The sequence below is a fragment of the Blastococcus sp. SYSU DS0539 genome (genome assembly GCF_054050855.1).
Map to the genome: position 1 here is coordinate 128,806 of NZ_JBJHAF010000011.1, position 20,357 is coordinate 149,162.

Below are 20,357 nucleotides of genomic sequence, written 5' to 3' on the forward strand. Positions count from 1 at the left end.
ACGGCCACCGGAACTAGTCGGTGGGACCGGCGCCGGCGTCCGGACCGGTGCTACCGCCGCCGGCGTCCGCGCCGCTGCGCCCGGCACCGCCGCGACGGCGGCGACGACGGCGCGGCTTGGCGCTGCCGCCCTCGGACGAGCCCTCGGCGCCGGCCGGTGCGTCGCCGGCCGCGGACGGGTCGGTGCCCTCGGCCGGGTCGCCGGAGCCGCTCCCCGTCCGGGTGCGACGGCGGGGACGGCTCTTGCCGCCGCCGGCCGGCTTGTCGTCCCCGGCGGTCCGGTCACCCGGACCGCGCGAGTCGTTCCCGCGGCCGGCCGGGCGGTTGCGCTTGCCGGTCTCGCCGAGGTCCTCGAGCGTCTCCGCCTCCAGACCCTCGCGGGTCCGCTGCGAGCGGGGCAGCCGGCCCTTGGCGTTCTCGGGGACGTCGAGGTCGGTGTAGACCCACGGCGAGGTCGAGTAGGTCTCCGGCGGGTCGTCGAAGCCCAGGCCGAGCGCCTTGTTGATCAGCTGCCAGCGGGGGATGTCGTCCCAGTCGACCAGCGTGACGGCGACACCGGTGCTGCCCGCGCGGCCGGTGCGGCCGATCCGGTGCACGTAGGTCTTCTCGTCCTCGGGGCACTGGTAGTTGACGACGTGGCTGACGCCGGTCACGTCGATGCCGCGGGCCGCGACGTCGGTGGCGACGAGGACGTCGACCTTGCCGCTGCGGAAGGCGCGCAGCGCCTGCTCGCGGGCGCCCTGGCCGAGGTCGCCGTGCACGGCCGCGGCGGCGAAGCCGCGGTCGACCAGCTCGTCGGCGACCTTCTGCGCGGTCCGCTTGGTGCGGCAGAAGACCATCACCAGGCCGCGATCGCGGGACTGCAGGACGCGCGAGAGCAGCTCGGGCTTGTCCAGGTTGTGCGCCCGGTAGATGTACTGGGTGGTCTGCGGGACCGTCGAGCCCTCGTCGTTGCCGTGCGCCCGGATGTGCGTGGGCTGCGTCATGAACGACCGGGACAGCGTGACGATCGGGCCGGGCATCGTGGCGGAGAACAGCATCGTCTGCCGCTTGTCCGGGACCATCGCCAGGATCCGCTCGATGTCGGGCAGGAAGCCCAGGTCGAGCATCTCGTCGGCCTCGTCCAGGACGAGAACCTTGACCTTGCCCAGGATCAGGTCACCCCGCTGGGCCAGGTCCAGCAGCCGGCCGGGCGTGCCGACGACGACCTCGACGCCCTGCTGCAGCGACTCGACCTGCGGCTCGAACGCGCGCCCGCCGTAGATGGCCTGCACCCGGATGCCGCGCCTGGTGCCGGCGGTGGCGAGGTCGCGGGACACCTGCACGCACAGCTCACGGGTCGGGACGACGACCAGCGCCTGCGGAACGCCGTCGCCGCCCTCGGCCGGAGGCGTGACCCGCTGCAGCATCGGCACGCCGAAGCCGAGGGTCTTGCCGGTGCCGGTGCGCGCCTGACCGATCAGGTCGTTGCCGGCCAGCGCCAGGGGGAGGGTCAGCTCCTGGATGGCGAAGGTGCGGTGGATGCCCGCCTCGGCCAGCGCCGCGACGATGTCCGGGTGGACGTCGAAGTCGCTGAACAGCGGGCTGTCGGGGGCCACGGGGGCGCCGCCGAGCTCCTCGACGGCCTGCTCGAGCTCCTCGGGGGCCGGGGCGCCGGTCTCGGCGCGGTCGAGCTCGGCGGCGGGGGCGCCGGTCGTCTCGGTGGGGGTGTCGGTGGGGTTCGTGTCGGTGGAGGTCAGTGCTCTCGCCTCTGGTCGGCTGGGGGACCGGCTCCGGCGGCGGCGCTGCCGCCTCGTGCCCGTCCGCGGTCGGATGTCGCGGGATGAGTTCCAGCGCCGACGCGGCCAGCGAGACCGGGCGTCGAACACGTCCGGGAGACGGCCCAGGGGGCGTCGTCCAGCGGTCGTCAGCGCACAGATACACGAGCGCGCCCGAAGGCTCGCCGATTCCCATGCTAGCGCGGGCACCGGTTAGCCTCTCGGCGCCGCGCTCCCCGCTGTCGGATGGATCACTCGTCGGGGGCACGCGGGTCCTGCCGTCGAACCCCCGGGAGTTGCCGTGCCACCGGTCGAGAACGCGGCCGTCGCCGACCTGCTGGGCGTGCTCGCCTACGCCGAGCTGACCGCCTTCGACCGGCTGGCCGAGGACGCCCGGATGGCGCCGACCCTGACCGGCCGGGCGGCGCTGGCCCGCATGGCCGCCGCCGAGATCGGCCACTACGCGCAGCTCAGCGCCCGGCTGGCCGAGCTGGGCGTGGACCCGGCCGTGGCCATGGCGCCGTTCGTCTCCGCGCTGGACACCTTCCACGAGAGCACCCGGCCGAGCACCTGGCTCGAGGGGCTGGTCAAGGCCTACGTCGGTGACGGCCTGGCGACCGACTTCTACCGCGAGATCGCCGGCTTCCTGCCCGAGCCCGACCGGGGCCTCGTGCTCGAGGTGCTGGCGGACACCGGCTACGCGGACTTCGCCGTGCGCGAGGTGCGCGGCGCCATCGCCGCCGACCGGAAGGTCGCCGGGCGGCTGGCGCTGTGGGGCCGCCGGCTCGTCGGCGAGGCCATGACGCGCTCGCAGGCGGTCATCGCCGAGCACGACCGGCTGGCCGAGCTCATCGTCGCGGGCACCGGGGACCTGTCGGGCATCGGCCGGCTCATCGAGCGGATCACCAAGGCCCACACCCAGCGGATGAAGGCCCTCGGGCTGAACCCGTGAGAGACGGAAGGGGCGCTCCCGCGCATCGCGGAAGCGCCCCTCCTGCTGCTGGCCTCGAGATCAGCTGCCGGTGCTGGTGCCGGCGATGAAACCGACGCGGCGCTGGTCGGCCTGCGCGATCTCCACGTAGGCGATGCGGTCGACGGGGACGAGGACCTTGCGGCCCCGCTCGTCGACCAGGGTGAGCAGCCCGTCCTTGGTCGAGCCCGACATGGCCTTGGCCACCTCGGCCGCGATCTCGTCGGGGGTCTTGGGGCTGTCGATGACCAGCTCCTTGGGCGAGTGCTGGACGCCGATCTTGACTTCCACGTGGGCGATGCCTCCTCGGTTCGCGACTGGGCCCAACGCTAGTCCAGGCGCCGGGGCCGGGAGCGGTCGAGCGGGTGCGCCGTCAGCGAACGCCGCTCAGGAGGGCGGCAGGTCGCCGTCCACGCGGGGGAAACCGGAGATCCCGCGCCAGGCCAGCGAGGCCATCAGGGTGACCGCCTCGTCGCGGGAGACCGTGCCCTTGCGCGGCAGCCACCACCGGGCGCTGCTCTCGGCCAGACCGGTCAGGCCGGAGGCCAGCAGCAGCGCGCGCTCGGGGTCGGCGCCGGTGTCGGCGGCGATGACGCCGGCGATCGCCTCGACGCAGACCGCCGTGCCGCGGTCGACGATGCCCCGGACGTCCTCGTCGTTGCGCAGGTCGGACTCGAAGACCAGCCGGAACGCCTCGCCGTCGGCGTCGATGAAATCGAAGTACGCCCCGACGGCGGCGTTCACGCGCGCCCGGTTGTCCGCGGTGCCACCCATCGCCTCCCCGACCCGGTCGGCCAGTGACGAGACGTGCTCCTCGAGCAGGGCCAGGTAGAGCTCGCGCTTGCCGGGGAAGTGCTGGTAGAGCACCGGTTTGCTCACCCCGGCCCGGACGGCGATGTCGTCCATCGCCGCGGCGTGGAAGCCCTGCGCGACGAAGACGTCCTGGGCCGCGCGCAGCAACTGCAGGCGGCGGGCGCCGCGCGGCAGTCGGGACGTGCGCCGGTTGGCTGCGGCGGGCGATGAGGGCTGCATGGCAGAGCGCATGCTACCGGCGGGTTCCCGCCGGCGATCACCTACGGCACGCGCCGTTACCGTCGTAGGCGATGTCCGACGCCGCGCTCTCCGCCACCCCGATGCCGACGCCGGGGCCGGCTCTCCGGCCCTGGCCCGGCGAGGAGGTCCCCGTCCGCGGCGGAGCGGTCTTCGTCCGGCGGACCCCGTGGACCGGCCCGGTGGACGGCGACGCCGGCACCGGTGGGCCGGCGGCCGCGCCCCGGGAGCGCGCGCTCTACGTCCACGGCCTGGGCGGCGCCTCCACGAACTGGACCGACCTGGCCGCCCTGCTGGCGGTCCGCTTCGACGGCTGGTCGGTGGACCTCCCGGGATTCGGCCGGTCGCGGCCCCTGTCGCGCGGGCGGTACTCCGTCCGGAGCCACGTGCGGGCCGTCGTCGACGTCCTGGAGCACGTCGCCGCGCAGCCGGGCGAGGGCGCCGGCCGCCCCGTCCACCTGGTCGGCAACTCCCTCGGCGGGCTGGTCAGCCTGCTGGTGGCGGCGCTGCGCCCGGACCTGGTGGCGACGCTGACGCTGGTGTCCCCGGCCATGCCGGTGTACCGGGTGCCCCCGGCGTTCAGCCGGGTGCTGCTGCTCCTGCTCGTGCCCGGCGTGCCGACGCTGGCGGAGCGCCGGCTGGCCGCCGTCTCGCCGGAGGCGAGCGTCCGGTCGATGATCCGGATGTGCTTCGGCGACCCGGCCGCGGTCCCGCCCGAGCGCGTCGAGCAGGCCGTCCGGGAGATGCACGAGCGGGCGGAGCAGCCGTGGGCGGACCGGGCGCTGGCCCGGAGCATGCGCGGCCTGATCACCTCCTACCTGCGCCTGGGCCCGGCCAACGCCTGGCGGGCGGCCCGCGGCCTGCGCATGCCCGTCCTCGTGGTCTGGGGCGGGCGGGACCGGCTGGTCGACCCGGCGATGGCCCCGCGGCTGGCCGCGACCGTGCCCGACGGCCGGCTCCTCGTGCTCGACGGCGTCGGGCACGTGGCGATGCTGGAGGCGCCGGAGCCGATGGCGCGCGCGGTGCTCGGCATGGTCGAGGGGCGACCCGCCGATCCGGACGCGGCGGACCGCCCGGTTGTCACGGCCACGCGACGCAGCGTGAGACGCTGACCCCACCGGGGTGGCGCGACGGAGCAGGAGGACGGCCGGTGGGCGGACGTCTGACCGACGGTCGGCCCGCGTCCCGCCGAGGGCCGCTGGTCGCGCACGACGAGCCCCGTCCGGTGATCCGCCGTCGCGGCCCGGACCGGCCCGGCGGCCGGCTCGGCCGGCTCGGCCGGCTCGCGCGGCGGTACGGCTGGCGGGCCTACGCGATCCCCGTCCTCGCGCTCGCCACGATCGCCGTCCTCGTCGACCTGGTGCTGAACCCGCCCGGCTCGGCCCCGGCATCTCCCGTCGCCGGCCAGGCCCCCGCGACGACGTCGGCGTCCGAGGCCGCTCCGCCGAACGAGCCGTCGGCCGAGCCGTCGGTCGAGCCGGTGGCTCCCGCGCAGGGTGACGCCGGGCCGAGCGAGACGCCCGCGGCGCCGACCGCCGAGGAGTACGTGCAGCAGGGGGCGGGGAGCCTTTCCGTGGTCGACGGGGGGTCCGAGGTCCACGGCACCGGACCGCTGCAGCGCTTCCTCGTCGAGGTCGAGAACGGGATCGGGGTGGACGGCGCGGCCTTCGCCGAGGCGGTGACGGCGACGCTCGCCGACCCCCGGTCGTGGGGCAACGGCGGGCGGCTGTCCTTCCAGCGGGTGGGCGTGGGCGCCGACTACGACTTCAAGGTCAGCCTCGTCAGCCCGGGGAGCATGGAGACCTACTGCCCGGGAGTCGGCACGGGTGGCTACACGTCCTGCCGGTACGGGGACCGCGCGGTCATCAACCTGGCCCGCTGGGCCACCGCGGTGCCGCACTACGGCGGCGACCTGGCGACCTACCGGCACTACGTGGTGAACCACGAGGTCGGCCACGCGCTCGGCAACGGGCACGAGGGGTGCCCCGGGCCCGGCCGGCCGGCTCCGGTCATGCAGCAGCAGACCCTCTCCCTCGGCGACTGCGTGAAGAACGCCTGGCCCTTCCCCTGATCCGGAACCGGCCGCGGGCGGCGGGATTACGGAGGGCTGGCAGGCTGTTATGCCCACGAACGTCGGCCCCGGTGCGGGCCGCTGTCCGCGATCAAGAGGAGCAAGCGTGACCCTGCCACCGCTGGTGGAGCCCGCAGCCGACCTGTCCATCGACGAGGTCCGCCGGTACAGCCGCCACCTGATCATCCCCGACGTCGGGATGGACGGGCAGAAGCGGCTCAAGAACGCCAAGGTGCTCGCCGTCGGCGCCGGCGGCCTCGGCTCGCCGGTGCTGATGTACCTGGCTGCGGCCGGTGTCGGCACCCTGGGCATCGTCGAGTTCGACACCGTCGACGAGTCCAACCTGCAGCGCCAGATCATCCACGGGCAGTCCGACGTGGGCCGGTCGAAGGCCGAGAGCGCACGGGACTCCATCAAGGAGATCAACCCGCTGATCGACGTCCGGCTGCACGAGACGCGGCTGGACAGCGAGAACGTGCTCGACATCTTCCGCGAGTACGACCTCATCGTCGACGGCACCGACAACTTCGCCACGCGCTACCTGGTGAACGACGCCTGCGTGCTGCTGGACAAGCCCTACGTGTGGGGCTCGATCTACCGGTTCGACGGCCAGGTCTCGGTCTTCTGGAACGAGCACGGCCCGAACTACCGCGACCTCTACCCGGTGCCCCCGCCGCCCGGCATGGTGCCCAGCTGCGCCGAGGGCGGCGTGCTCGGCGTCCTCTGCGCCACCGTCGGCGCCATCCAGGCGACCGAGGCGGTCAAGCTGATCACCGGCATCGGGGAGACGCTGCTCGGCCGGCTCATGGTCTACGACGCCCTGGAGATGACCTTCCGCACGATCAAGGTGCGCAAGGACCCCGAGGGTGAGCCGATCACCGGCCTCATCGACTACGAGGCGTTCTGCGGTGTCGTCTCCGAGGAGGCCCAGCTGGCGGCCGCGGGCGCGACGATCACCGTCGACGAGCTCAAGGACATGATGGACGCCGGCAAGGACTTCGAGCTGATCGACGTCCGGGAGCCCAACGAGTACGAGATCGTCTCGATCCCCGGCGCGAAGCTGATCCCCAAGGACGAGATCCTCTCCGGCCGGGCGCTGGCGTCCCTGCCGCAGGACAAGCCGATCGTGCTGCACTGCAAGACGGGCGTGCGCTCGGCCGAGGCGCTCGCCGCGGTGAAGAACGCCGGCTTCAAGGACGCCGTGCACGTCCAGGGCGGCGTCACGGCATGGGCCACCCGCATCGACAAGGCACTGCCGACCTACTGATCCGCAGGGTCGGTCCGAGGGCCCGGTCGGCCTCTCCCCAGGAGAGGCGGGCCGGGCCCTCGGCATGTTCACTGGCGCCATGGCCGACTACTCGCCCGTCGAGCTCCTGGAGCTCTTCCAGCGCGCCCAGAACCAGTTCACCGACCGGGTCGACGCCGTGGCGCCGGACCGGTGGGAGGACGAGGCGCTGCCCGGGTGGACGGTCGCCGATCTCGTCGCGCACCTGGTGAGCGAGGCGCTGTGGGTGCCCCCGCTGCTGGCCGGCGAGCCCGTCGACCTCGTCGACGGCCGCTTTCCCGACAGCACCTCCGACCTGCTGGGCGCCGATCCGCTGCTCGGCTGGGAGTCCGCGGCCGACGGCGCGCTCTCGGCGTTCGCCGAGGACGAGGGGCTGATCCGGACGGTGCACCTGTCCCGCGGCCCCACGCCCAGCGCCGAGTACATCGTGGAGATGACCACCGACCTCACCGTGCACGCGTGGGACCTGGCCCGCGCCACCGACGGCGACACGGTGCTGGACGGCGAGCTGGTGACCGCCGCCCTCGTCTACGCCGAGCGGCTCCCCGAGGACGGCGTGCCCGGGTTGTTCGACCCGCCGCTGGACGTCTCCGCGGCCGCGCCGCCGCAGACCCGGCTGCTGGCGAGGTTCGGCCGCAAGGACTTCTGATCCGGTGGTCCGAGGGGCCACCATGAGCGGGTGACCGGTGCCGCGCTGGACGTCGACGAGGCCGTCTTCGACGCGGTCGAGCGCATCCCCCGCGGGCGGGTGAGCACCTACGGCGCCATCGGCCGGCTGGTGGGGGTCGGGCCGCGGCGGGTGGCGCGGGCGCTGAGCTCGGGCGGGGCAGCGGTGCCCTGGCACCGGGTGGTACGCGCCGACGGCTCGGCCGCCGAGCCGGTGCGCGCCCGCCAGCTGGAGCTGCTGGCCGGCGAGGGGGTTCCGGCGCGCAGCGGGAAGGTGGACCTGGCGGCGGTCGGCTGGCCCGACCGATCCGGATCCTGATCGCGGCTCGGGTGGGCGGGAGCCGGCGGTCCTGCCGCGTGCACCCGCCGGGCGCCTGTGTCGGGCACGTGTCCGGCTCCCTCGCGCGTACCGATTGCGCGCATCGCCTCCAGTTCCGGCGGGATCGTGCCGATCCTCCGGCCATGAACACGATGGCGTGCCGGGCGGTCGCCCAGGCCGGGCTGGTCGCTGGAACCGCGTCGCTCGACTCGGAGCGGGCCTTTCCGCTGCTGCTCGTCGCCGGCTGGCTGACCACCGCGGCGGACCTGATGCTCGCGCAGTCGCTGCTGGACTCGCTGGTCTGATCCCGGCGGGCGCCGCGCCCACCCTCGCGCCCGCGCCGGATCGTCGTACCCCCGTGATTCCATCGAGGGGTGGCACAGCACGGGGGTGAGAGCGGTCCGGTCTACCGGCTGCTGCCGGGGGAGCCGCCACGCACCACGGCTCCGCTGCTCGACCCGACCCAGCAGGCGGTCGTCGACCACCCCGGCGGGCCGCTGCTCGTGCTCGCCGGCCCCGGCACCGGCAAGACGACGACGATCGTCGAGGCCGTCGCCCGCCGGATCGACGCCGGCATCGATCCCGAGCAGATCCTGGTCCTCACCTTCAGCCGCAAGGCCGCCGCCGAGCTGCGCACCCGGATCACCTCGCGGGTGGCGCGCACCATCCGGGAGCCGCTGGCCCGGACGTTCCACTCCTACGCCTACGGCGTGCTGCGCCGCGCCGCCGTGCTGCGGGGCGACCCGCCGCCGCGCCTGCTCACCTCCGCGGAGCAGGACGCGGTCGTCGCCGAGCTGCTGCGCGGTGACGCCGAGGGCGTGGGCACCGTCCGCTGGCCCGACGACCTCGCGCCGGCGCTGGGCACCGAGGGCTTCCGGGCCGAGCTGCGCGAGCTGCTGCTGCGCGCGACCGAGCGCGGTGTCGGTCCCGAGCGCCTGGCCGCCTGGGGCCGCGAGACCGGCCGCGACCACTGGGTGCACGCCGCCGCGTTCCAGCAGCAGTACGAGAACGTCAGCGACTTCTGGGTCGCCTCGCGCGGTGACGCCTCCGGCTACGACCCGGCGGAGCTGGTCCGCCAGGCCATCCTGGAGCTGAGCGAGGACCCGGAGCTGCTGCGCCAGGAGCGCGAACGCGCCCGCTGGCTGTTCGTCGACGAGTACCAGGACACCGATCCGGCGCAGGTCGAGCTGCTGGCGCTGCTCGCCGGGGGCGGCGGCAACCTGGTCGCGGTCGGCGACCCCGACCAGTCCATCTACGCCTTCCGCGGTGCCGAGCCCCGCGGCATCGTCCAGTTCTGCGACCGGTTCCGGCACACCGACGGCCGCGCGGCCGCCCGGGTCTCGCTCGGCGTCTGCCGGCGGTCGGGGGAGGAGCTGCTGCGGATCAGCCGCGCGGTGGCCGAGGGGCTGCCCGGCCCCTGGGAGCACCGCCGGCTGACGGCGGGGGAGTCGACACCCCCCGGAGAGGCGGAGGTGCACGTCTTCGGGTCCGCCGCGGTCGAGGCCGCCTACGTCGCCGACGTCCTGCGCCGGGGGCACCTGCTCGACGGCGTCCCGTGGTCGCAGATGGCGGTGGTCGTGCGGACCGCCGGGGTGCTCGCCCCGTTCCGCCGGGCGCTCGCGTCCGCCGGCGTGCCGGTCACCGTCTCCACCGACGACCTGCCGCTGGCCGCGCAGCCCGCGGTCGCCCCCTTCCTGCACGCGCTCTCCGCGCTGCTGCCGCGCCCCGACGGCGAGCCCACCGGTCTCGACGAGCCGGGCGCGGAGGCGCTGCTGGCCTCCCCGCTCGGTGGCGCGACGGTGCTCGACCTCCGGCGGCTGCGCCGGGCGGTGCGGGTGGCCCTGGCCAGGCAGGGCATCGACGCCGCCGAACGGGGCACGCCGCTGGCCGACGCGCTGACCGACGAGGCGCTGCTGGGGGCGCTGCCCGAGCACCTGGCCCGGCCCGCCGCCCGGGTCGCCGCGGTCATGGCCGCCGGCCGGCTGGCGCTCGCGCAGGACGGCACCGCCGAGGACGTGCTGTGGGCGATGTGGCAGCGCAGCGGCCTGGCGGGTCGGTGGGCGCGGGCCAGCGCCGCCGGTGGTCCCTCGGGAGCCGTCGCCGACCGCGACCTCGACGCCGTCGTCGCGCTGTTCGACGCCGCCGCCGGGTTCGTCGACCGGCTGCCGTCGGCCGACGTCCGGGCGTTCGTCGCCCACCTGTCGGCGCAGGAGCTGCCCGGCGACACCGGCGCCGCGCGGGCGACCGCCGGCGAGACGGTGCGGCTGCTCACCGCGCACGCCGCCAAGGGGCTGGAGTGGGACCTGGTCTGCGTCTCCGGCGTGCAGGAGGGCGTCTGGCCCGACCTGCGCGAGCGGGCGTCGCTGCTCGGTGCGGAGGTGCTGGTCGAGAAGGCCGCGGGCATCGACGGCACCGGCACCGACCGCCGCGCGCTGGCGCTGGCCGAGGAGCGCCGGCTGTTCTACGTGGCCACCACCCGGGCCCGCCGGCGCCTCGTCGTCACCGCGATCGAGGGCGCGTTGGACGGCGCGGACGCGGGCGCCACCGCCTCCCGGTTCCTGGACCTGGTCGAGCCGCCCCCCGCCGACGGCCGCCCGCTCACCGAGCTGCCCCGCGCGCTCACCCTGCCGGCGCTGGTCGCCGAGCTGCGCCGGGCGGTCACCGACCCGCACACGCCCCCGGCCCGCCGCTCCGCCGCGGCGGCGCTGCTCCGCCGCCTGGCCGACGACGGCGTGGCCGGTGCCGCGCCCGCCCGCTGGTGGGGGCTCGCCCCGCTGTCGGACGACGCGCCGCTGGTTCCCGAGGAGGAGCCGGTGCGGGTGCGGCCCTCGGCCATCGAGACCTTCCAGCGCTGCCCGCTGCGCTGGGTGCTCGGCGCGGTCGGCGCCGAGGCCTCGCCCGACGCCACCCGCACCGTCGGGACGGCGGTGCACGCGGTCGCCCAGCAGGTCGCCGAGGGCCTGCCGCCGGCCGACGCGCGCGGGGTGCTGGACGCCGAGCTGGACCAGCTCGACCTCGGCCCCGGCTGGGCCGACCAGCGGCAGCGCGTCCAGGCCCAGGAGATGCTCGACCGCTTCCTCCGCTGGCACGCCGCCAACGGCCGGGAGCTGCTCACCGCGGAGGGTGACGTCGACGTGGTGGTCGGCCGGGCGCGCATCCGCGGGCAGGTCGACCGGTTGGAGCGGGACGCCGAGGGGCGCCTGGTCGTCGTCGACCTCAAGACCGGCAGGACGGCGGCCAGGAACACCGAGGAGCACGGCCAGCTCGCCGCCTACCAGGTCGCGGTCGCCGCGGGCGGGTTCGCCGAGCACGGCACGGTGCCCGGCGGCGCCGCGCTGCTGCAGGTCGGCACCGGCGCCAAGGCCAAGGAGCAGCACCAGGAGCCGTTGCCCGCCGACGTGCCGCTGGACCAGACGTGGGCGGGGCAGCTGGTGGCCGAGGTCGGGGACGGGATGGGGGCCGGCACGTTCGAGGTGCGCACCGGCACCCACTGCGCGCGGTGCCCGGCCCGCCGCAGCTGCCCGCTGCAGGAGCGCGGACGGCAGGTGACCGGATGAGCGACGACGGGCAGCTGTCCTTCGACGACCTGCTGGCCGAGGCCCCCGCGCCGCGGGAGGAGCCGCACCGGCTGCTGACGCCGGCGGAGGTCGCCGAGCGCTGCGGGCTGCCCTACGCGCCGTCCGACGAGCAGGCCGGCGTCGTCCGCGCCCCCGCCGACCGGCCGCTGGTGGTCGTCGCCGGCGCCGGCTCGGGCAAGACCGAGACGATGGCCGCGCGGGTGTCCTACCTGGTCGCCAACCGGATCGTGGCGCCCGAGGCGATCCTCGGCCTCACCTTCACCCGGAAGGCCGCCAGCGAGCTGAACGAGCGGATCCGGCGCCGGCTGGGCGCCCTGGCCCGGCACCCGGACACCGAGGACGACCTCCGGGAGCGCCTCGCCATCGCCCAGCCGACGGTCTCGACCTACCACGGGTACGCCGCGTCCCTGGTGGCCGAGCACGGGCTGCGGATCGGCGTGGAACCCGGCGCCGGAGTGCTGGGCCCGGCCATGTGCTGGGGGCAGGCGGCGACGGTGGTGGCGGCCTGGACCGGCGACATGTCCGACGTCCCCCTGACGCTGCTCACCACGGTGGAGGACGTGCTGGCCCTCGCCGGCGAGATGGGCGAGCACGACGTCACCCCAGCCGCGCTGCGGGCCTGGACGGCGCGGCTGGAGGCGCAGCTCGCCGGCTATCCGGACGCCCCGAAGAAGAAGGGGCCCTACGCCGCGGTCACCGAGATGCTCGCCCGGCAGCGGGCCCGGGTCGCCCTGCTGCCGCTGGTCGAGGCGTTCGAGGCCCGCAAGCGGGCGATGGGCTCCATCGACTACGCCGACCAGGTGTCCTACGCAGCGCGGATCGCCGTCGCCTCGGCCGAGGTCGGCCGCCGCGAGCGGGCCCGCTGGCAGGTGGTGCTGCTGGACGAGTACCAGGACACCAGCGTCGGTCAGCTGCGCATGCTCGAGGCGCTCTTCGGCGGCGACACCGGGCACCCGGTGCTGGCCGTCGGCGACCCCCGCCAGTCGATCTACGGCTGGCGCGGCGCCTCGGCCGGCACCATCGAGCGGTTCGCCCGCACCTTCCCGGGCCGTCCCGGTCGCGGCGCCGAGCGGCTGACGCTGGCCACCAGCTGGCGCAACGACGAGTCGGTGCTCGCCGTGGCCAACGCCGTCTCGGCGATGCTCCCCGAGCCCGCCCAGCCGCTGCCCGACCTCGCTCCCGCACCCACCGCGGGCCGCGGCGCGGTCACCGTCGGGCTGTACGAGACCGTGGCCGACGAGACCACCGCGCTGGCCGACCGGTTCGCGGCCTGCTGGGAGGGCCGTGACCCCGCCCTGTCGCCACGATCCGACGGACAGCACCCCTCGATGGCGGTGCTGGTGCGCACCCGCAAGCAGCTGCCGGGCATCGCCGCGGCGCTGCGCGAGCGCGGCCTGCCGGTCGAGGTCGTGGGGCTGGGCGGGCTGCTCGAGGTGCCCGAGGTCTCCGACGTCGTCGCCACGCTCACCGTGCTGGTCGACCCCACGGCCGGGGACGCGATGGGCCGCCTGCTCACCGGCGCCCGCTGGCGGATCGGCCCGCGTGACCTCGCCGCGCTGGAGGCCCGCGCCCGGGCGCTGGTGCACTCCCGCCGCCCGGCCCCCCCGGACGACGGCGGCCCGCCGGCCGACGGGCCGGCCGCCGTCGAGGCGCCGCAGGAGCGCGGCAGCATCGTCGAGGCGCTGGACGACCTCGGGGACGCCGCCCAGTACTCGCCGACCGGCTACCGGCGGCTGCGCCGGCTAGGTGGCGAGCTCGCCCACCTGCGCACCCGGATCGGCGACTCGCTTCCCGACCTGGTCGACGAGGTGGCCCGCACCCTGGGGCTGGAGACCGAGCTCGCCAGCGCCCCCGGCGTCAGCCCGGCCGGCGCGCGGGCGCACCTGGACGCGCTGCACGGCGTCGCCGCGGAGTTCACCGAGCTGGCCGAGCTGCCCTCGCTGCCGGCCTTCCTGGGCTACCTGCGCGACGCCGAGGAGCGCGAGCGGGGGCTGGAGCCCGGCGAGGTGGCGGTCAACCCCGAGGCGGTGCAGCTGCTGACCGGCCACTCCGCGAAGGGGCTGGAGTGGGACGTCGTCGCCGTGCCCGGGATGACCGTCGACCAGTTCCCCGCGCGCAGCAACGCCAGCGACTCCTGGATCAAGGACCCGGGCGCCGTCCCGGTGGACCTGCGGCTCACCGACCGCGAGGAGCTGCCCCGCCTGAAGCTGCCCGTGCCCGGGTCCGGCGACCAGGCGGTGGTCCGGGACGCCCTGGAGGAGTACGTCCAGGACTGGAAGGACTTCGGCCGCGACGAGGAGATCCGGCTCGGCTACGTCGCCGTCACCCGCGCCAAGCGGCTGCTGCTGTGCTCGGGCAGCTGGTGGCGCGACGGCATCAAGCCGTGCGGGCCGTCGTCCCTCCTGCACACCGCCAAGGAGGCGTGCGAGGCCGGCGCCGGCACCGTCGTGCACTGGGCTCCGGCTCCGGAGGACGGCGCCACCAACCCGGCGCTGGAGGAGTGGCCGGTCGGGGTGTGGCCGGCCGATCCGCTGTCGGAGCCCCGCCGTCGCGCGCTGACCGCCGCCGCCCAGCTGGTCGAGGGCGCCGCGCCGCACCCGCTGGACCCCGAGCGCAGCCTGGGCGGATCCGACGAGCTGGTCGAGCAGTGGGTCCGCGACGCCGACCTGCTGCTCCGCGAGCGCGCCGCCGCGGCCCGCCCCGCCGTCGAGGTGCCGCTGCCGTCGCACCTGTCGGTGTCGGCGCTGGTCACCCTGCGGCGGGACCCGGCCGAGCTGGCCCGCCGGCTGCGCCGGCCGATGCCGGCCGCACCCGCCCCGCAGGCGCGCCGGGGAACGGCCTTCCACGCCTGGCTGGAGGAGCGGTTCGGCGCCGCCCGGCTGGTCGATCTCGACGAGCTCCCCGGCTCCGGTGACGAGCGGGCCGCCCCCGACGACCAGCTCGAGGAGCTGCGCGCCGCCTTCCTCGCCGGCGAGTGGGCCGACCGCCAGCCGGTCGAGGTCGAGGTGCCGTTCGAGACGCCGCTGGGGCCGTTGACCCTGCGCGGGCGGATCGACGCGGTGTTCCAGCGGGAGGACGGCGGCTACGAGGTCATCGACTGGAAGACCGGGCCCCCGCCGTCCGGCGCGGAGCTGGCCGCCGTCGGCGTGCAGCTGGCCGCCTACCGGCTGGGCTGGTCCCGGCTGACGGGGGTGCCGGTGGAGCAGGTCAGCGCCGGCTTCCACCACGTCACGGCCAAGGAGACGATCCGCCCCGTCGACCTGCTCGACGAGGCCGGCCTGCTCGCCCTGGTCACCGGGACGGGCTGATCCCGTCCCGTCGAGCACCCGAGGAGGCGCGATGGACCTGCCGCGGCGTCGCACCGTGCGGGCCCTGCTCGCACCGGCCGCCGTGCCGCTCCTGGCCGCGTGCGGTGGCGGCGAGGTGATCCCGGCAGGCGACGTGACCGTTCTCGTGGCCGAGCAGGCGGGCTCCGGCATGGACGCTCTCGGTGGCGGCCGGCTGGAGGTCGTCGGTGGATGCCTCGGGGCCGGCGGCTACGTGATCGTCTGGCCGCACGGCACCGAGGTGGTCGACGAGGACCCGGTGACGATCGACGTCCCCGGTCACGGCACCTACGGACTGGGCGACGAGGTGGAGGTCGGGGGCGGCTTCGTGCTCGAGCACTCCTCCCAGGACGTGGCGCCCGGTCCCTTCGAGGTCGCGGGCGTGACCGTTCCCCCCGGGTGCGCGGAGCACGACGTCTTCCTCGCCCACTGACGGTGCTGCCGTCCGCGGCGGTGCACCGTCGGGCCCGTCCGGCCACCCGGCCGGGGACGGGCTCCGCAGCGCGCAGGCCGCACGGTCGGACGAGGATGGCGCCCATGGACGTCCTGAGCAGCCGCATCCTGCTGCGACCGTCGGACGCGCGGCGGTCGCAGTCGTTCTACCGGGACGTCCTCGGGCTGGCGGTGTACCGCGAGTTCGGCCCGGCCGAGCATCCGGGAGTCGTCTTCTTCCTCGGCAACGGGCTGCTGGAGGTCTCCGGCGGATCAGCGGAACGCCCGACGGGCCTGGCCCTGTGGCTGCAGGTCCGGGACGTCACCGCCGAGCACCGACGCCTGGCGGCGGCCGGCGTGACGGTTCCGCAGCCGCCCCGGCTGGAGCCGTGGGGACTGGTCGAGATGTGGATCGAGGACCCCGACGGTGTCCGGATCGCCCTGGTCGAGATCCCCGACGAGCATCCCCTGCGCCGCGACCAGCGCTGAGCCGACGTTCCCACGGGAACGCGTCCTCGGGCGTGGACCGTCCCCCGGGTGTGCCGGTGCGCGGCCGGGAGTCAGGTCGAGGCGACCCGGTCCAGGATCGCGGCGGCCAGCTGCTCGGGGGCCTGCTCCGGGATCCAGTGCGTGATGCCCGGCAGCTCCACGAACCGGTAGTCGCCGGTCACGAACTCCGCGCACGCCTCGGCGGCGGTGCGGCCGATGGCGACGTCGGCGTCGCTCCACACGTAGGTGGTCGGGACCTCCACCTTGTCCACGCGGACATCGGAGCTCATCGCCCGGTACCAGTTGAGCGCCGCGGTGAGTGCGCCCGGCGCGGACAGCGCCGCCACGTACTCGTCGGCGGCCTCGGGGGAGACCCCCGTCTCGCCCTCGGTGCCCAGCAGCATCCGGCGCAGCCGTCGGCCGTCGTCGGCGAGCAGCACCTCCTCGGCCTTGCCCGGCTGCCAGAACAGCCGGATGTAGGCCGACCGCTCCTTCTGCTCCGGGTCGATGCGGAAGGCCGCGGTGTAGGCGGCCGGGTGCGGCACCGACACCGCCGTCAGCGACCGCACCCGGTCGCTGTGCCAGGCGGCGACGGTCCAGGCGACGTTCGCGCCCCAGTCGTGCCCGACGACGTCGGCCACCGGGATCTCCAACGCCGTCATGAGGTCCGCGGTCACCTGCGCGAGGTTCTGCGCGGCGTAGGCCTCGACCTCACCGGGCCGCGCGCCGGGGGAGTAGCCCAGCTGGTCGGGCGCGTAGGTGCGCAGCCCCGCCTGCGTGAGCAGCGGCGTCACCGCGGCCCAGGACGCCGACGTCTGCGGAAAGCCGTGCAGCAGCAGCACCGGCCGGCCGTCCTCGGGTCCGTCGACGCGCACGTCGAAGGTCAGGTCGCCGACATCGGTCCGCAGCAGTTCTCCGGGCATGCCTGGACGCTAACGGTCCTCCCTGGCCATCGCGCCCCCGTGGCCGGGCGCGGCGCACGCCCGGTCCGGCCCGCCACTACCGTCGGGGACCGTGACCAGCGCCGAACGCGACTTCGTCCTCGACCACCTCGACGACCTGCACGCAGATCTCGACGCCTGGCTGCGCATCCCGTCGATCTCGGCGGACCCGGCGCACTCCCGCGACGTCGCCGCCAGCGCCACGTGGCTGGCCGACGCGCTGCGCCGCGTCGGCTTCCCGACCGTGGAGATCTGGCCGACGGACGGCGCACCCGCGGTCTTCGCCGAGTGGCCGTCGGCCAACGCCGGTGCGCCGGTCGCCCTGGTCTACGGCCACCACGACGTCCAGCCGGTCGACCCGCTGGAGCTGTGGGAGCACCCGCCGTTCGAACCGACCCGGGTCGAGGGCCCCGACGGGCCGGAGCTGCACGCCCGCGGCGCGATCGACGACAAGGGCAACATCGCCTTCCACCTGCTCGGCATCCGCGCGCACCTCGCCGCCACCGGACGCGACACCCCGGCCGTCACCGTCAAGCTGCTGGTCGAGGGGGAGGAGGAGTCCGGCTCCCCGCACTTCGCCGCCCTGCTGCAGGAGAAGCGCGACCGGCTGGACTGCGACGTCGTCGTCGTGAGCGACACGGGCATGGCCGCGCCCGACGTACCCAGCGCCGTGACGGCGATGCGCGGGCTGGCCGACGCCGAGATCACCCTGCGCGGCCCGGCGGTCGACCTGCACTCCGGCTCCTTCGGCGGCGCCGTCCCCAACCCGCTGCACGCCCTCGCCGAGCTCGTGGCGACGCTGCACGACGAGCAGGGCCGGGTCACCCTGCCCGGGTTCTACGACGCGGTGCGCCCGCTGACCGAGCGCGAGCGCGAGCTGATGAGCCGGGTGCCCTTCGACGAGCAGGCGTGGCTCGCCGGCCCGGCCGCGTCGCGGGCGACGTACGGCGAGGCGGGCTTCAGCACGCTGGAGCGCACCGGTGCGCGGCCCACCGCCGAGGTCAACGGCATGTGGGGCGGCTACACCGGCCCCGGCCACAAGACGATCATCCCGGCCGAGGCGCACGCCAAGATCACCTTCCGGCTGGTCTCCGACCAGCGCCCGGAGGACATCGGCCCGATGCTGCGCGACTGGGTGGCGGCTCACGTTCCGGCCGGCATCGAGGCCGAGGTGCACACCCCGCCCGGTGGCGTCTCGCCGTGCGCCAGCGACCTGGACTCCCCGGCGATGGACGCGCTGCTGGCGGCCATCGGCCAGGCCTTCGACACCGCGCCGGAGGACGTGCTGTTCACCCGGGAGGGCGGCAGCGGCCCGGAGGCCGAGCTGGTCGAGGCCCTCGGGGCACCGCTGCTCTTCCTGGGCGCGGGCCTGCCCACCGACCGCATCCACTCGCCGAACGAGCGGGTGCTGCTGCCCATGCTCCACCGCGGCGCGGAGGCCGCGGCCCACCTCTGGCGAGAGCTGGCGGCCGCGCGGCTGCGTTAGCCAGGGGTCGTGCGGCGGACCGCCCGATCCGGCGCGCCGGTCGAGCGGTGTGCGTCGAGGGCGCGTTCCTGGCGTGGGATCGCGCCCTCGACGCACATCGCCGCCGGGCTCAGCGGAAGCTGCCGACGACGACGGTCGCGCCCAGGTCGTCGTCGGTCACCAGCCGGGCGGCCAGGCCGGCGGCGGTGACGACGTCGAGCGCGGTCGCGGCCTGCCCCTCACCGCACTCGAAGAGCACCGCGCCGCCGGGCGCCAGCCAGGCGGGCGCCTCGGCGACCACCCGGCGGACCAGGGCCAGCCCGTCCTCGCCGCCGTCCAGCGCGACCCGCGGCTCGTGGTCGCGCGCCTCCGGCGGCATCCACGCGATCGCCGCCGTCGGCACGTACGGCACGTTGGCCGTGAGGACGGCGACCCGGCCGGCCAGCGCCGCGGGGAGCGCGGCGAACAGGTCCCCCTCGTGCACCGGCACGCCCGGCAGGTTCCGCCGGGCGCAGCGCACCGCCGCGGGGTCGACGTCGGCGGCGTGCAGGTCGATCCCCGGCGCGGCGGCGGACACCGCCGCACCCACCGCGCCGCTGCCGCAGCACAGGTCGACGACGACGGCACCCGGCCGGGCGAGCGCGACCGCCTCGCGGACCATCAGCCCGGTCCGCCGCCGGGGGACGAAGACCCCCGGCGCCACGCCGATCCGCAGGCCGCAGAACTCCGCCCAGCCCACCAGCTGCTCCAGCGGCGTCCCGGCCACCCTCCGGTCCACCAGCCGGGCGAGCTCGCCGTGGTCGCGGGCCGCCGTCGCGAGGAGGACGGTCTCGTCCTCGGCGAAGACGCACCCGGCCCCGCGCAGCCGCAGGACGATCGCCGGGTCCGGCCGCGCTGCCTCCCTGCTCACGGCGACCTCCTCGGACGGCCACCGGTGCCGGTGACGGGGACGGGGCACGCCCTAGGCTGACGGCGTGACCGGAGTGGGGCAGGGCGCCGCGCCGGGCTGGTACCCCGACCCGAGCGGTGTTCCGGACACCGTCCGCTGGTGGGACGGGGCGGGCTGGTCGGACGTCATGATGCCCGCCGGTCCGGGTGTCTCCGTGCACCGCGATCCCGCCCGGCCGCCGGCGGCGCAGCCGGCCGAGGGGGCCGCGCCCGCAGCACCCGCCGCGGCGCGCTCCCGGTTCCGCCCGTCGGTGGTCGCCGGTGCGGTGCTGGTGCTGGTCGTGGCCGTCGTCGCCACGGTGCTGGCGCTGCGCCCGGACGGCGGCCGGGGAACCGGCACGCCCACCGCGCAGGACCCGGGCCCGGTTCCGCCGCCGGCCGCGGGGCCGTCGTTCCCGCCGGGCACCGTGCGGATCTTCGACGAGGCCGCCGGCATCTCCTACCCCTACCTGGGTGAGGGGTGGAACGAGTGGGCGCTGTGGGACCAGGTGGAGACCACCGAGACGGCGGGCCAGTACTTCACCACCCAGGAGCTCACGCCCGACGGCACGACGTTCATCTCGCAGTGCTCCTCGGGGCCGCTGATCGACGTGTTCGCGTACTCCGGCCCCGCCAGCCTGGCGGCGACGACCGCCGTGGTGGCCGACAGCGTGCGGCGGAACTACTACCCGGGGCCGAACGAGCGCGAGGTGCTGCGCGACGAGCCCCGCACCGTCGACGGGCACGCCGCCCACCTCTACGAGTTCGCGCTGAGCTGGGACGTCGAGGGCTACGACGCCTCCGGGGAGCGGGCCGCGCTGCTGCTCATCGACGTCGGCCGCCCGGCGCCGGCGCTGCTCTACGTCTCCATCCCCAACACCCACGCCGAGCTCTACGGCGTCATCGACCAGGTCATCGAGGCCGTCGACGTGATGGAGTGACGAGCCCCGGCGGGCGACCGGCGAGCGGGGCCCGGAGGGTTCCCCGAGGAGGAACGCGGTCGCAGGGGCTCACCACGGATGGGGACGGCAACCGGCCGCGGTGGGCGACCGACGAGCGGGGCCCGGAGGGTTCCCCGAGGA

The 20,357-nt window shown here is 75.8% G+C and carries 18 protein-coding genes; 13 read left to right on the forward strand and 5 right to left on the reverse strand.

What is annotated here, in order from left to right; genetic code table 11:
* Positions 1 to 13 precede the first annotated feature (13 nt).
* Positions 14 to 1,867 carry a DEAD/DEAH box helicase gene (locus tag ACI790_RS14695; protein ID WP_456570522.1) on the reverse strand — a complete coding sequence of 618 codons (1,854 nt, stop codon included), beginning with the start codon at positions 1,865 to 1,867 and terminating at the stop codon, positions 14 to 16.
* Positions 1,868 to 2,057: 190 nt separating this feature from the next.
* Here ACI790_RS14695 and ACI790_RS14700 point away from each other — a divergent pair, with 190 nt between their 5' ends.
* A complete protein-coding gene (locus ACI790_RS14700; RefSeq protein ID WP_456570523.1) occupies positions 2,058 to 2,708 on the forward strand; it encodes a ferritin-like fold-containing protein in 651 nt (216 codons plus the stop codon).
* A 60-nt stretch (positions 2,709 to 2,768) separates the two neighbouring features.
* On the opposite strand, the gene ACI790_RS14705 is transcribed toward ACI790_RS14700, so the two are convergent.
* Together ACI790_RS14705 and ACI790_RS14710 are read right to left on the reverse strand one after the other, a co-directional pair.
* Positions 2,769 to 3,017 (reverse strand): DUF3107 domain-containing protein, encoded by a 249-nt coding sequence (locus ACI790_RS14705; RefSeq protein WP_456570524.1) that lies wholly within the window; start codon positions 3,015 to 3,017, stop codon positions 2,769 to 2,771.
* Between the two features lie 96 nt (positions 3,018 to 3,113).
* Positions 3,114 to 3,758: a TetR/AcrR family transcriptional regulator gene (locus ACI790_RS14710; RefSeq protein WP_456570525.1), complete on the reverse strand. Its 645-nt coding sequence runs from the start codon at positions 3,756 to 3,758 to the stop codon at positions 3,114 to 3,116.
* Positions 3,759 to 3,829: 71 nt separating this feature from the next.
* Between ACI790_RS14710 and ACI790_RS14715 the strand changes: the two genes are divergently transcribed.
* The 10 genes from ACI790_RS14715 to ACI790_RS14760 all read left to right on the forward strand — a co-directional run bounded on the left by ACI790_RS14715 (position 3,830) and on the right by ACI790_RS14760 (position 15,942).
* Positions 3,830 to 4,888, forward strand: a complete 1,059-nt coding sequence (locus ACI790_RS14715; protein WP_456570526.1) for an alpha/beta hydrolase — start codon at positions 3,830 to 3,832, stop codon at positions 4,886 to 4,888.
* A 113-nt stretch (positions 4,889 to 5,001) separates the two neighbouring features.
* Positions 5,002 to 5,847 carry a DUF3152 domain-containing protein gene (locus ACI790_RS14720; RefSeq protein ID WP_456570527.1) on the forward strand — a complete coding sequence of 282 codons (846 nt, stop codon included), beginning with the start codon at positions 5,002 to 5,004 and terminating at the stop codon, positions 5,845 to 5,847.
* 106 nt (positions 5,848 to 5,953) lie between these two features.
* Positions 5,954 to 7,114: an adenylyltransferase/sulfurtransferase MoeZ gene (moeZ, locus tag ACI790_RS14725; protein ID WP_456570528.1), complete on the forward strand. Its 1,161-nt coding sequence runs from the start codon at positions 5,954 to 5,956 to the stop codon at positions 7,112 to 7,114.
* A 79-nt stretch (positions 7,115 to 7,193) separates the two neighbouring features.
* The gene (locus ACI790_RS14730; RefSeq protein WP_456570529.1) at positions 7,194 to 7,781 is read left to right on the forward strand and encodes a TIGR03086 family metal-binding protein; all 588 of its coding nucleotides are present in this window, start codon (positions 7,194 to 7,196) and stop codon (positions 7,779 to 7,781) included.
* Positions 7,782 to 7,811: 30 nt separating this feature from the next.
* Positions 7,812 to 8,117, forward strand: a complete 306-nt coding sequence (locus ACI790_RS14735; RefSeq protein WP_456570530.1) for an MGMT family protein — start codon at positions 7,812 to 7,814, stop codon at positions 8,115 to 8,117.
* Between the two features lie 143 nt (positions 8,118 to 8,260).
* Entirely contained in the window at positions 8,261 to 8,422 is a 162-nt protein-coding gene (locus ACI790_RS14740; RefSeq protein WP_456570531.1) for a hypothetical protein, read from the forward strand.
* 69 nt (positions 8,423 to 8,491) lie between these two features.
* On the forward strand, positions 8,492 to 11,674 hold the full coding sequence (locus tag ACI790_RS14745; protein WP_456570532.1) for an ATP-dependent helicase: 3,183 nt from the start codon (positions 8,492 to 8,494) through the stop codon (positions 11,672 to 11,674).
* Entirely contained in the window at positions 11,671 to 15,003 is a 3,333-nt protein-coding gene (locus ACI790_RS14750; RefSeq protein ID WP_456570533.1) for an ATP-dependent helicase, read from the forward strand. Before ACI790_RS14745 ends, ACI790_RS14750 begins: the two co-directional genes overlap by 4 nt.
* Before the next feature lie 31 nt (positions 15,004 to 15,034).
* Complete coding sequence (locus ACI790_RS14755; RefSeq protein ID WP_456570534.1) at positions 15,035 to 15,454, forward strand: hypothetical protein; 420 nt, start codon at positions 15,035 to 15,037, stop codon at positions 15,452 to 15,454.
* A 104-nt stretch (positions 15,455 to 15,558) separates the two neighbouring features.
* On the forward strand, positions 15,559 to 15,942 hold the full coding sequence (locus ACI790_RS14760; RefSeq protein WP_456570535.1) for a VOC family protein: 384 nt from the start codon (positions 15,559 to 15,561) through the stop codon (positions 15,940 to 15,942).
* Positions 15,943 to 16,013: 71 nt separating this feature from the next.
* Here the strand turns inward: ACI790_RS14760 and ACI790_RS14765 are convergent, their stop codons facing one another.
* The gene (locus ACI790_RS14765; RefSeq protein WP_456570536.1) at positions 16,014 to 16,865 is read right to left on the reverse strand and encodes an alpha/beta fold hydrolase; all 852 of its coding nucleotides are present in this window, start codon (positions 16,863 to 16,865) and stop codon (positions 16,014 to 16,016) included.
* Between the two features lie 91 nt (positions 16,866 to 16,956).
* On the opposite strand from ACI790_RS14765, the gene ACI790_RS14770 reads away from it, so the two are divergent.
* A complete protein-coding gene (locus tag ACI790_RS14770) occupies positions 16,957 to 18,369 on the forward strand; it encodes a dipeptidase (RefSeq protein WP_456570537.1) in 1,413 nt (470 codons plus the stop codon).
* A 109-nt stretch (positions 18,370 to 18,478) separates the two neighbouring features.
* Here the strand turns inward: ACI790_RS14770 and ACI790_RS14775 are convergent, their stop codons facing one another.
* The gene (locus tag ACI790_RS14775; protein ID WP_456570538.1) at positions 18,479 to 19,258 is read right to left on the reverse strand and encodes a putative protein N(5)-glutamine methyltransferase; all 780 of its coding nucleotides are present in this window, start codon (positions 19,256 to 19,258) and stop codon (positions 18,479 to 18,481) included.
* Positions 19,259 to 19,322: 64 nt separating this feature from the next.
* Between ACI790_RS14775 and ACI790_RS14780 the strand changes: the two genes are divergently transcribed.
* Positions 19,323 to 20,216, forward strand: coding sequence for a DUF2510 domain-containing protein (locus ACI790_RS14780; protein WP_456570539.1), 894 nt, complete (start codon positions 19,323 to 19,325; stop codon positions 20,214 to 20,216).
* Positions 20,217 to 20,357: the final 141 nt, after the last annotated feature.

Coding starts and splice junctions, on each gene's coding strand:
- ACI790_RS14740 (WP_456570531.1), top strand. CDS start 8,261: ATGAACACGATGGCGTGCCGGGCGGTCGCCCAGGCCGGGCTGGTCGCT.
- ACI790_RS14765 (WP_456570536.1), bottom strand. CDS start 16,865: ATGCCCGGAGAACTGCTGCGGACCGATGTCGGCGACCTGACCTTCGAC.
- ACI790_RS14710 (WP_456570525.1), bottom strand. CDS start 3,758: ATGCAGCCCTCATCGCCCGCCGCAGCCAACCGGCGCACGTCCCGACTG.
- ACI790_RS14715 (WP_456570526.1), top strand. CDS start 3,830: ATGTCCGACGCCGCGCTCTCCGCCACCCCGATGCCGACGCCGGGGCCG.
- ACI790_RS14750 (WP_456570533.1), top strand. CDS start 11,671: ATGAGCGACGACGGGCAGCTGTCCTTCGACGACCTGCTGGCCGAGGCC.
- ACI790_RS14755 (WP_456570534.1), top strand. CDS start 15,035: ATGGACCTGCCGCGGCGTCGCACCGTGCGGGCCCTGCTCGCACCGGCC.
- ACI790_RS14760 (WP_456570535.1), top strand. CDS start 15,559: ATGGACGTCCTGAGCAGCCGCATCCTGCTGCGACCGTCGGACGCGCGG.
- ACI790_RS14730 (WP_456570529.1), top strand. CDS start 7,194: ATGGCCGACTACTCGCCCGTCGAGCTCCTGGAGCTCTTCCAGCGCGCC.